Below are 11,044 nucleotides of genomic sequence, written 5' to 3' on the forward strand. Positions count from 1 at the left end.
CCGTCGCCTCAATGAAAGGCCACGACAAACCTTAGGCTTCGAGACTCCAGCAGATACACTGGCTCGCAGTGTTGCATCGACCGTTTGACTCCGGTAAAGCCGGACCCACAGCCAAGCAGGGACGCCTGAAACAAAAAGGCCGGGCGTTTGCCCGGCCATTCTGTTCTGGCTAACTGCTGGTTGACTAGCAGGCTAGCTGGCTTCTCTCAATCATCCACCAGGAAGCTGCGCAGCTGCTCGCTGCGGCTCGGGTGACGCAGCTTGCGCAGCGCCTTCGCTTCGATCTGACGAATACGCTCGCGCGTGACGTCGAACTGCTTGCCGACTTCTTCCAGCGTGTGATCGGTATTCATGTCGATACCGAAGCGCATGCGCAGGACCTTCGCTTCGCGCGGCGTGAGGCCGGCGAGAACCGAATGCGTCGTTTCGCGCAGGCTCTCCATCGTCGCGGAATCGATCGGAGAGTCCACCGAGGTGTCCTCGATGAAATCGCCAAGATGCGAATCCTCGTCGTCGCCGATCGGGGTTTCCATCGAGATCGGTTCCTTCGCGATCTTGAGCACGCGACGGACTTTGTCTTCCGGCATTTCCATGCGCACCGCCAGTTCTTCCGGCGTCGGCTCGCGGCCCATCTCCTGCAGCATCTGGCGGGAAATGCGGTTGAGCTTGTTGATCGTTTCGATCATGTGCACCGGGATGCGGATGGTGCGGGCCTGGTCGGCGATCGAACGGGTGATCGCCTGGCGAATCCACCACGTCGCGTACGTCGAGAACTTGTAGCCGCGGCGGTATTCGAACTTGTCGACCGCCTTCATCAGGCCGATGTTGCCTTCCTGGATCAGGTCCAGGAACTGCAGGCCGCGATTCGTGTACTTCTTCGCGATGGAGATCACGAGACGCAGGTTCGCCTCGACCATCTCCTTCTTGGCGCGACGAGCCTTCGCTTCGCCGACCGCCACTTCGCGATTGATTTCCTTCACGTCGCCGATCGACATGTGCACCCGCGTTTCGAGCGTCTGCAGCTTCGTCTGGACCTTCTCGACTTCCTCGCGCAGGCGGGCGAGCGCTGCCGAGTGCTTGCGCTTCGCACGGATGTGCTTGTCGAGCCAGGTGACGTTGGTTTCGTTCTTCGGGAACGTCGTGACGAAGTCCTTGCGCGGCATGCCGGCATCGCGGACGCAGATCGTCATGATCTGCTTTTCCATGTTGCGGACTTCGGCGACATGATCGCGCAGCTGCAGGATCAGTGCATCGAACATCTTGGGCGACAGCTTGAGTTCCATGAACTCACCGGCCACCTTCTTGCGGATCTTCAGCGTCTTCGGATCCTTGATGCCATGCTGCTCGATCGCCTTGAGGGCCTGCTGGTGCAGCTTGAGGATCGACGCGAAGCGGCGTGCAGCCTCCTCGGGATCCGGGCCGGTCTCGAGCGCCTCTTCGTCTTCCGAATTGCCTTCGCCTTCTTCGGTCTCTTCCGACTCATTCGCGGGCGCGGCAGCGGCCTGTGCGAGCTTCGGATTCACCGGCGCGGCGATTTCATCCGGTGCGTTCGGATCGATGAAGCCGACGATGATGTCGACGAGGCGGCCCTGGCCCTGCTTCACCTGCTCGTACTGGTTCAGGATGAACTGATACGTGAGCGGGTAAGAGGAGAGTGCGGTGCGAACGGCATCGAGACCTTCTTCGATGCGCTTGGCGATACGGATTTCGCCTTCGCGCGTGAGCAGCTCCACCGTGCCCATCTCACGCATGTACATGCGCACCGGATCGGTCGTACGACCGAATTCGGCGTCGACGGTTGCGAGCGCGGCAGCAGCTTCTTCAGCGGCTTCTTCATCGACGACGACAGGTTCGTTCAACGGCAGGGCTTCATTTTCCGGTGCTTTCTCGTACACCGGGATGCCCATGTCGTTAATCATGTTGACGATATCTTCGATCTGTTCCGGATCGACGATTTCGCTGGGGAGGTGATCGTTCACCTCGACGTAGGTGAGAAAGCCTTGTTCTTTGCCGCGCGCGATCAGCAGCTTGAGCTGTGACTGGCGCTCGTCGGTGATCTGTGCCGGTTCCTTTTTGGCTACCAAGGTCTTGCTCAAGATACTGCCCTCAGGGTGGCTGGGATGCGCGGGCTTAAAAAGACCGCGCAGTCTACTTTGATTGAATTTCAACCGCTAGGTTCGTTGCCCGGCCTGGGTGTGAGCGCTTTCTTGCGCCCCCTGCGGCCTGGTCAAAAAGCCTTGCAATTCAGTACGTTCTGCCCGTGTTAAGCCCTCTCGGGCTTGCTTCCTCAGCAATTCATCGAGGCGCTGATCGCCCCTCTCCGGGAATAACTGACTCAGGGCGTCCTTCAGTTCCCTGGCAGCCCCGGCAGCGTCGAACTGGATCTCGGCGCTTGCGAGCTTGAACAGGGGGTCAAAATCGGGGCGACCCCGCCACCGTTCAAGCAGCGTGGCCGTATTTGTGCAGGGGTTTTCCTGCAGATCGTTCAGCAGCTCCATCAGCAGCGGAATCCCGGGTTTCTCGATCCCAGCCAGGCCGTCCGCCGAAGGCGCGTCGACCGCGATCTGGGGGTAATGCACCAACGTACGAATTGCCTGACGTACTACGCTGCCGCGACCGGCCGCCGGATTGCGAATTGCTCCCGACTGAACGGTTGGTGCACTGCGGGCCGCCAGCAGACCAGTGTCGATCTGGGTCAGCCGGTCGACATCGACCTCGAGGATGTCGCGGAAGGCGCCTTCCGGAATCCGCTCGAGCAGCGGTTTCGCGAGTTCCTTGAACCGGGCTCTGCCGTCTCTGCTGGTCATGTCTACCTGTTCGCGTAAATGGCGCAAAAAGTAGCTCGAAAGAGTTTCGGCGCTCTGCAGCCGTGCCTCGAAAGCCTCGCGACCTTCGGCACCCACCAGCGAATCCGGGTCATGGCCGTCGGGCAGGAACATGAACCGGATCTGCCGGCCATCCCGCACATGGGGCAGCGCGTTTTCCAGGGCCCGCCAAGCGGCTGCCTTGCCGGCGCGGTCGCCGTCGAAGCAGAAGATCAGTTCCTGGCAGATGCGAAACACCCGGGACAAATGATCCGGCGTCGTCGCCGTTCCCAGCGTTGCGACGGCGTAATTGATCCCGGCCTGATGGAGACGAACGACGTCCATGTAGCCTTCAACGATCATCAGGCGGGTCAGGGTTCGTGTCGCCTGCCGTGCTTCGTAGAGTCCGTAGAGCTCGCGCCCTTTGTGGAAGAGCTCGGTCTCGGGCGAGTTCAGATATTTGGGTTCACCCTTGTCGAGCACGCGGCCGCCGAAGCCGATCGTGCGGCCGCGAGCATCGCGGATCGGGAACATGACGCGATCGCGGAACCGGTCGTAATAGCCCGGTGAATCCGTGCCCGGCCGGCGCTCACGTTCGATCGCGAGGCCCGTCTGATGCAGCTTCAGCCGATCCGACTCGCTTTTTCCCAGCTGGCGGAGCACGAAATCCCAGCCATCCGGTGCGTAGCCGAGGTTGAATGTCGCTGCGGTCTCGCCAGTGAGTCCGCGTGCACGGAAGTAGTCCTTTCCCCGGTCCGAAACGCTCAGCTGGTTTCGATAGAGCCCCGCCGCTTTCTCGAGCAGGTCGAACAAGCCGTCGGTCGGCGTCGTGGGGCGCACACCCAGGTTGCCCTCGCGCGGCACATCGAGGCCGACGCGTGAAGCGAGCTCTTCCACGGCTTCGACGAAGCTCATGTGGTCGTGCTCCATCAGGAAGCTGATCGCCGTGCCGTGTGCTCCGCAGCCGAAGCAGTGATAGAACCCTTTGTCCGGCACCACGTGAAAAGAAGGCGTTTTCTCGTTGTGGAACGGGCAGCAGGCTTTGAATTCCTTGCCGTTCTTCTTCAGCGGGACGCGGCTGCTGATCAACTCCACGATGTCAGCTCGTGCCACGAGCTCATCGATGAAGTGTTGTGGAATGCGTCCTGACATTTATTGGGAAGAAGCGGTTAGCGGTTGGCGGTTAGCGGTTGGCAAGAGAAGGACTCGCTAGGCTCGCTTCAAGAAGAGACGCCGACGCTGGCGTCCGCTCGATGGCGCGTAAGCATATGCCGCGAGAAATGCGGCGCAAGCGCGCAAATTGCGAGCCAAACAGGGTCTCCAAAGGGTGCTGCGATCAGTGGATCGTTTCATCACTTTCGTCAGTGATGAGGTGATCAGCGGGGGCGTCCGACCGAAGGCCCTCGCTATCGCGATGACTTCCGGCTAAAGCCGGACCCACAACAACAGGGTGCCTCAGGCTCCCAGCTTCGCCTTCAGCTTCGCGCTCACCACTCCCATGTCGGCCCGGCCCTGCGCGCTCTGCTTCAGAAGCGCCATGGCCTTGCCCATTTCCTTGATGGAGGTGGCGCCGGACTTTGCAATCGCGTCGGCAACCAACGCATCGAGTTCAGCTTCGGACAACTGGGCGGGCAGGTAGGCCTGCAGCAGTTCGATTTCCTTGTTTTCCTTCGCGACCAGGTCTTCACGACCGCCGCTCAGGAACTGCGCAACGGATTCCTTGCGCATCTTGATCATCTTCTCGACGACCGCTAGGACCTGCGTGTCGTCGAGCTGGATGCGCTCGTCGACTTCACGCTGTTTGATGGCGGCGGTGATCATGCGGATCGTGCCCAGGCGCTCGCTCTCTTTGGCGCGCATGGCCGCTTTCATGTCTTCGGTAATACGGTCTTTGAGAGACGACATGGGGTCACTCGTGAAGCTGAAGAGGAGCGGGGTTGGGTGAGGGGCTGGAGCCCGGGTCTCACCCACCGGCCGGAAGAGCTCCGGCCGGCGAGGGGATCAATTAATAGCGCGAGGCCGGGCGGGAAGCCGGGCGAGCTGCCGGACGGGCGCCGCGGGGAGCCGAGAAGTCACGGGTATTGCGCTTCTGGTGGCGCTTCACAGCGGCCGCCTTCTTGCGTTTCCGTTCCTGGGTGGGCTTCTCGTAGAATTCGCGCCGCCGCAGTTCCGTCAGCACTCCGGCCTTTTCGCAGGCGCGCTTGAAGCGCCGCAAAGCGGCATCAAAGTACTCGTTTTCTCGAATCCGGACGCTCGGCATCGCAACCTCTGGTTTGTCTCGATCTGCTCGATTTGGCCCAGCCGCCTCGACGGGAGACGGATCACGCGGGGGAGGGGCGGGCGAAAGACGCGGAAGTCTAATGAGGCAGCCGGCGAAAATCAAAAGGTCAACGCGAAAACTGCCCCGGATTGCGGGTCAGGTCGGGTCTGAGGGTTGGGACGGGGTCGGATGAGGGTTTGCCGGGCTCGGAAAGGGCCGGAAAACCGGGAAAAGCAGTGTCGGGAGAGGTGGGTTTGAAGGTCCTAGGTATCGAAACATCCTGCGATGAAACGGCAGCCGCGATCTACGACGGCCAGGCCGGCCTGCTCTCGCATCGCCTGTACAGCCAGGTCGCCATGCATGCCGAATACGGCGGCGTGGTCCCCGAACTGGCCTCCCGGGACCATGTCAGGAAACTCCTGCCCCTGATCCAGGCGGCTTTGACTGATGCCGGTGTCCAGGCCGATGAGATCGACGGAATCGCCTACACAGCCGGCCCGGGGCTCGTCGGCGCCCTTCTGGTAGGGGCGTCCGTGGCGCGAAGCCTCGCCTTCGCCTGGAACAAGCCGGCGGTCGGCGTTCATCACCTCGAAGGGCACCTGCTCGCGCCGATGCTCGAAGAAACGCCCCCGGAATTCCCCTTCCTCGCGCTGCTGGTCTCGGGCGGCCACACGCTGCTCGCCGAGGTTCGGGGGCTGGGCAACTACCAGATCATCGGATCTTCGATGGATGACGCTGCGGGCGAAGCGTTCGACAAGACCGCGAAGCTGCTCGGCCTCAGCTACCCCGGTGGCCCCGCGCTGGCGAAGCTCGCTGATTCAGGGACACCCGGAAAGCTGAAGTTGCCACGTCCGATGCTCGATCGTCCCGGCCTCGATTTCAGCTTCAGCGGACTCAAGACCGCGGTGGTCGTCGCGCTGCGCAATGTCGAGCTCACCGATTCCTCTCGCGCCGATATCGCGGCCGAGTTTCAGCAGGCTGTCGTCGATACGCTGGTGGCGAAGTGCGACCGCGCACTCGAGCAGACCGGATTCCGCTCACTGGTTGTTGCCGGTGGCGTCGGCGCAAACCGCGCGCTTCGTCGTGCGCTCGAGCAACTTGGCAGGCGCCGCGGCGTCCAGGTCTCGTATCCCCGAACCGAGTTCTGCACCGACAACGCCGCGATGATCGCGTACGCCGGCTACCGACGCCTCGCTGCCGGCGAGCGTGACGATCTGAAGATTCGCGCGACGGCGCGATGGCCGCTGGATACGTTGAAGGAGCCGAAGCGGTTGGGCTCTGTCATTCCCGCGCAGGCGGGAATCCATCCGGATCAGCAAGATGGACTCCCGCCTGTGCGGGAGTGACACAGACGAGTTAGCTCCGCTGCGGCTTTCGTCTTCCTTCACACCGTCTTTCGTGCGCGAGCACGTTCGTTTCTGACACTATCCGCCAACCGCTAACCGCCAACCGCTCCTCTTTATGGACAAGATCTTTCTCAGTGCCCTCAGCGTCGAATGCATCGTCGGCATCTGGGAGTGGGAGCGCCGCGTCAAGCAGACGGTGATCATCGATATCGAGATGCAGGCGGACATCCGCAAGGCCGCCGCGACGGATCGCATCGAAGACACGATCGACTACAAGAAGGTCTCGAAGCGCCTGCTGTCGTTCGTCGGTGAGTCGCAGTTTCATCTGGTTGAGACACTGACCGAAGAGATCGCGAAAGTGATCGTCACTGAGTTCGGCGTGCAGTGGGTGAAAGTGCGCCTGAACAAGCAGGGTGCGATTCGCGGCGCGCGCGATGTGGGGATTCAGATCGAGCGGAGTGCCGCAGACTATTGAGGTGCGTCATTCCCGCGGAAGCGGGAATCCATCTGGTTCCGGCGAAGAATGCACACCCGCTTTCGGGTGTGACGAAAGGCATCGCTGACGCGATGACGTCCGGCTGAAGCCGGACCCACAATCGGAGGCGCACTTTCTTGTGATGCAGAAGCTGGACCCACAATTTGAGGAGCACGTCCTTCTGCTTGTGGGTCCGACTTCAGTCGGACGTGACGCCGAAGGCGCGGGCGCAATGCGCCTCCGTTCGCCTTGCAATCCATTCGAGTGAGTAGCAATGCCCGATGTCTTCGTCGCCGCCGGCAGCAACGTCCAGCCAGAAGCCGCGCTTCGTACCGCGCTGGATGAGCTCGATCGCATCTACGGTCCGCTGCGTATCTCACCCGCGTATCGCAACAAGGCAGTTGGCTTCGAAGGCGACGATTTCATCAACCTCGTCGTCGGCTTTGCGACCAGCGATCCGCTTCCGGAAGTCCGTCGCAATCTGCAGCAGGTCGAAGCGCTGTGCGGCCGACCGCCGAATGCACCGAAGTGGGCACCGCGCACGATGGACCTCGACATTCTTCTCTACGGCGACATAGTGAGCACGGAGCCTGGCCTGCTGTTGCCGCGGCCGGATCTGATCAAGCGGCCGTACATGCTGAAACCCATGGCTGACGTTGGGCCGGATGTCGTGCATCCGACGCTGCAACGGACGATGAAGCAGTTGTGGGGTGTGTTCGATCAGGACGGGCATGAGATGAGAGAGACGAAGATCTAGCCGCCCATGTCATTCCCGCGCACGCGGGAATCCATCCGGGTTAGTGGGGAAAGATGGACACCCGCCTTCGCGGGTGTGACGAATCATGCTACGCGCCCTGCTCCCCGCTCTGGCTACCCGCTAGTTGCTAGCCGGCTCTCTTCAGATACTCCTCCCCCCATCCACCGCCAGAATCTGCCCCGTCACATACGTCGCCTCCGCGAGAAACAGTGCCGTACGAACGATGTCGTCCGGCGAACCGCAGCGTTTCAACACCGTCTTGGAAATGATCTCCTCTTCCAGCGCCTGATCGATCCCACCATCGGGCCAGAGGATCGGTCCGGGCGCGATGCCGTTGACGCGGATTTCGGGGCCGAGTTCGCGGGCGAGCGATTTCGTGAGCATCGCGAGTCCCGCCTTCGCGGTGCTGTAGACGGGATGATTTCGCAGCGGGCGCTGGGCGTGGATGTCGATCATGTTGATGATCGATCCATTCGCGCGCTTCAGGAATGGCGCAGCGGCCTGCGAAAGGAACAGCGGGGCTTTCACATTCGTGCCCATGAGGTCCTGCCACTGCGCAGGCGAGATCGTTCCGACAGGCGTCGGGTAGAAGCTCGACGCATTGTTGATCAGTACGTCCAGCCGGCCGAATGCGGCGATCGTGCGTTCGACGATGTCGGGAAGTTGCGCCACTTCGAGCAGGTTCGCGCTCGTGGCGATGGCGGAATCCTTCCTGCTCGTGTTCAATTCATCGCGCAGCCGTTCGGCCTCGCTCACGGAGCGGTGGTAGTGAATGGCGACGTTCGCCCCCGCAGCGTGAAAACCGCGGGCGAGCGCAGCACCGATGCGTTTGGCCGCCCCTGTGATCAGGACAGTCCGGCCGGCGAGGGAGTCCGAAGTAGTCATGGCGGTAATGTTCGCTGAACTGGCATCCGTTGCATATCCGCGCGAGGCGTCGTGAGCACGGACACCAGTCTGCCCCCATTGACCCCCGACGAGCAGGCGCACAGCGAACGCCTGGTGCATCGCATCCGCGATGCCATCGATGCCCATCACGGCTGGATCAGTTTCGAGCGGTTCATGGAGATGGCGCTGTACGAGCCGGGCCTCGGCTATTACAGCGCGGGCTCGACCAAGCTCGGCGGTGCCGGTGATTTCGTGACGGCCCCTGAGATTTCCTCGTTATTCAGCCGCTGTCTTGCGGCCCAGTGCGTCGAGGTCCTGCAGCGCCTGGGCGGCGGCGATGTGCTCGAGCTGGGCGCCGGTTCTGGCGTGATGGCGGCAGACATCCTGGCGGAGCTCGCCAATCAGCAATGTCTGCCCGAGCGGTATCTCATTCTCGAAGTCAGCGCCGACCTGCGCGAACGCCAGCAGAAGACACTCTCAGCCCGTGTTCCGGACTTGTTGCCGCGAGTTCAGTGGCTGGACCAGTGGCCCGTCGGTTTGCGTGGTGTGATCGTCGCGAACGAAGTGCTCGATGCGTTGCCGGTGCAGCGATTCCGCATCCGCGGCACCCAGGTGAATGCGGTAGGCGTGACCTGGCAGCTCGGCCAGCTCGACTGGTCCGAGGTTCACGCCGATCCGACGCTCGAGCTTGCGGTCCGCGCGATCGAACGCGCGAACGGCGAGCCGTTTCCGGATGGATATCTGTCCGAAGTGAATGTGCGACTTGTGCCGTGGATCGCCGGTCTCGCCAACGCGTTGGCAGAAGGTGTCGCGCTGTTCATCGACTACGGACTGCCTCAGCGCGAGTACTACCGCAGCGAGCGTCGCGAAGGCACGCTGCTATGCCACTTCCGCCATCGCTTTCATGATCATCCGTTGATCAATGTCGGTGTGCAGGACATCGGTGCCTGGGTGGATTTCACGGCGGTCGCAAGCGCGGCGCACGATGCGGGCATGCGGGTCGCGGGCTTCGCGACTCAGGCGCATTTCCTGATCGGCTGCGGAATCGAATCGTTCATGGCGACCATTGCCGAGCAGCCCGTGACCGAGCGCGTTCAGCTCGCGCGTCAGGTGATGGTCCTGACGCTGCCAGGAGAGATGGGCGAGCGGTTCAAGGTGATCGGGCTTGCGGCGAAGTACGATCATCCGCTGCGAGGGTTTGGAGTGAGGGATCTGAGCGGGAGTCTCTAACGCTCTGTCATTCCCGCGAACGCGGGAATCCATCTGGGTTGCTGGGCTGAGGATGGACACCCGCGTTCGCGGGTGTGACAGACCTCGTCCGGCGGCCGCGACGTTCTCAGCGCCCTTTCCGAATCTCCACCCACCACTCCCCACCCGACTCGATGTCGTGAGCGGCGGCATAGTCCCCCTGATTCAGCGCGACAGAAACGTTCATCAGGCTGTTGATGTACACCAGCGGCTGCCCGACCGGCACGTTGCCGAACGTGTGCTGATAGGTAATGCGTTCCTCATGAACGAGTTTGTCGCCGCGGTAGAAGCGCACGTTCACCGGCTGGCCCACCGGGACTTTCAATTCATCGAACATCGTCTGCGGGATGTTGCTCCACACGTTGCCGTATGCGACGTCGAGGACGGGAATGCCGCCGGTGATCACATCGCCTTTGCGTTCAGCGCGGCGATACGGAATCGAGATCAGGTCCGAGGTCGGGAGCTTCGGGCCGACCTGCTCGAACGTGATCTGCCCCGACGCGAGTTTCGCTGCGGTGTACGCGAACACGTCGCGACCGTGGAAGGTATATGAGCCTTCGGAGCCGGGGCGGCGGTTCGCTTTCTCATCGATGAGACGGAGTTCTTCGATGCCTTCGCGCTCGGCGACGAGGGTGTAGAGACCGTTGTTCGGCCCGACGAAGTACTGGCCGTTGCGCGTCTTGAGAACGACTGACTGCCGCGATGTGCCGACGCCGGGATCGATTACGGTGACGAAGACGGTGCCCTTCGGCCAGAACTCCTCGGTCTGATAGAGGCGATACGCACCGTCGAAGATGCCCGTGATTTCGTGGCTCAGATCGGAGATGACCAGATCCGGTGCGATTCCGTATGCGACGCCCTTCATCGCGGAGACCGCGCCGTCGCGGACGCCGAAGTCGGTCATGAAGACGAGTGGGGCTTTGGCGAACGCGGCGAGAGGGAGGAGCAGGAAAGTGAGCAGGAGTGAGCGGAGCGTCTTCATCGGGTAGCCTGGCGTGATGGGGCGGGGCAAGCATGTCCGGCGGAGGTCGGGGCGACAAGTCCTCTGTCATTCCGGCGCAAGTGGGAATCCATCCGGGCTCAGGGAAGATGGACACCCGCGTTCGCGGGTGTGACGAAGCGTTCTTGCTGTGGGTCCGGCTTCAGCCGGACGTCATCGCGTTAGCGATCCGAGGCCTGTCGGCCTGACGTCCCACTGAAGTGGGACCCACAGGCAGAGTCGGACGGGGCTGCTGTCATTCCCGCGCAAGCGGGAATCCATCCGGGCCT

Annotated in this window: 9 protein-coding genes and 1 pseudogene; 4 read left to right on the plus strand and 6 right to left on the minus strand. The window is 62.1% G+C overall.

Annotated elements, in window-relative coordinates; genetic code table 11:
- Positions 1-206: 206 nt before the first annotated feature.
- From rpoD to rpsU, 4 genes are all read right to left on the minus strand, one after another.
- Positions 207-2,096: an RNA polymerase sigma factor RpoD gene (gene rpoD, locus HNQ60_RS25185; protein WP_322096906.1), complete on the minus strand. Its 1,890-nt coding sequence runs from the start codon at positions 2,094-2,096 to the stop codon at positions 207-209.
- Between the two features lie 75 nt (positions 2,097-2,171).
- Positions 2,172-3,956, minus strand: a complete 1,785-nt coding sequence (dnaG, locus tag HNQ60_RS25190; protein ID WP_184335572.1) for a DNA primase — start codon at positions 3,954-3,956, stop codon at positions 2,172-2,174.
- Between the two features lie 303 nt (positions 3,957-4,259).
- A complete protein-coding gene (locus HNQ60_RS25195; RefSeq protein ID WP_184335573.1) occupies positions 4,260-4,709 on the minus strand; it encodes a GatB/YqeY domain-containing protein in 450 nt (149 codons plus the stop codon).
- A gap of 100 nt (positions 4,710-4,809) precedes the next feature.
- Positions 4,810-5,064, minus strand: a complete 255-nt coding sequence (gene rpsU / locus HNQ60_RS25200) for a 30S ribosomal protein S21 (protein WP_184335574.1) — start codon at positions 5,062-5,064, stop codon at positions 4,810-4,812.
- A gap of 254 nt (positions 5,065-5,318) precedes the next feature.
- Here rpsU and tsaD point away from each other — a divergent pair.
- The 3 genes and pseudogenes from tsaD to folK form a co-directional block, all read left to right on the plus strand.
- Positions 5,319-6,320, plus strand: a pseudogene (gene tsaD, locus HNQ60_RS25205) (tRNA (adenosine(37)-N6)-threonylcarbamoyltransferase complex transferase subunit TsaD); the annotation flags it as partial.
- A gap of 205 nt (positions 6,321-6,525) precedes the next feature.
- Positions 6,526-6,885: a dihydroneopterin aldolase gene (gene folB / locus HNQ60_RS25210; protein ID WP_184335576.1), complete on the plus strand. Its 360-nt coding sequence runs from the start codon at positions 6,526-6,528 to the stop codon at positions 6,883-6,885.
- A gap of 274 nt (positions 6,886-7,159) precedes the next feature.
- Complete coding sequence (gene folK, locus HNQ60_RS25215) at positions 7,160-7,642, plus strand: 2-amino-4-hydroxy-6-hydroxymethyldihydropteridine diphosphokinase (RefSeq protein ID WP_184335577.1); 483 nt, start codon at positions 7,160-7,162, stop codon at positions 7,640-7,642.
- Between the two features lie 141 nt (positions 7,643-7,783).
- Here the strand turns inward: folK and HNQ60_RS25220 are convergent, their stop codons facing one another.
- Complete coding sequence (locus HNQ60_RS25220; protein ID WP_184335578.1) at positions 7,784-8,527, minus strand: pteridine reductase; 744 nt, start codon at positions 8,525-8,527, stop codon at positions 7,784-7,786.
- A gap of 51 nt (positions 8,528-8,578) precedes the next feature.
- Between HNQ60_RS25220 and HNQ60_RS25225 the strand changes: the two genes are divergently transcribed.
- Positions 8,579-9,757 (plus strand): class I SAM-dependent methyltransferase, encoded by a 1,179-nt coding sequence (locus tag HNQ60_RS25225; RefSeq protein WP_221304454.1) that lies wholly within the window; start codon positions 8,579-8,581, stop codon positions 9,755-9,757.
- Positions 9,758-9,863: 106 nt separating this feature from the next.
- Here the strand turns inward: HNQ60_RS25225 and HNQ60_RS25230 are convergent, their stop codons facing one another.
- The gene (locus HNQ60_RS25230; RefSeq protein ID WP_184335579.1) at positions 9,864-10,757 is read right to left on the minus strand and encodes an SAM hydrolase/SAM-dependent halogenase family protein; all 894 of its coding nucleotides are present in this window, start codon (positions 10,755-10,757) and stop codon (positions 9,864-9,866) included.
- Positions 10,758-11,044: the final 287 nt, after the last annotated feature.

Source organism: Povalibacter uvarum (genome assembly GCF_014202975.1).
Taxonomy (GTDB): domain Bacteria; phylum Pseudomonadota; class Gammaproteobacteria; order Steroidobacterales; family Steroidobacteraceae; genus Steroidobacter; species Steroidobacter uvarum.

Bases quoted from the DNA above. Each gene is read 5' to 3' on its own strand.
- rpsU (WP_184335574.1), bottom strand. From the start codon at position 5,064: ATGCCGAGCGTCCGGATTCGAGAAAACGAGTACTTTGATGCCGCTTTG.
- dnaG (WP_184335572.1), bottom strand. From the start codon at position 3,956: ATGTCAGGACGCATTCCACAACACTTCATCGATGAGCTCGTGGCACGA.
- folB (WP_184335576.1), top strand. From the start codon at position 6,526: ATGGACAAGATCTTTCTCAGTGCCCTCAGCGTCGAATGCATCGTCGGC.
- HNQ60_RS25195 (WP_184335573.1), bottom strand. From the start codon at position 4,709: ATGTCGTCTCTCAAAGACCGTATTACCGAAGACATGAAAGCGGCCATG.
- HNQ60_RS25230 (WP_184335579.1), bottom strand. From the start codon at position 10,757: ATGAAGACGCTCCGCTCACTCCTGCTCACTTTCCTGCTCCTCCCTCTC.
- HNQ60_RS25220 (WP_184335578.1), bottom strand. From the start codon at position 8,527: ATGACTACTTCGGACTCCCTCGCCGGCCGGACTGTCCTGATCACAGGG.
- folK (WP_184335577.1), top strand. From the start codon at position 7,160: ATGCCCGATGTCTTCGTCGCCGCCGGCAGCAACGTCCAGCCAGAAGCC.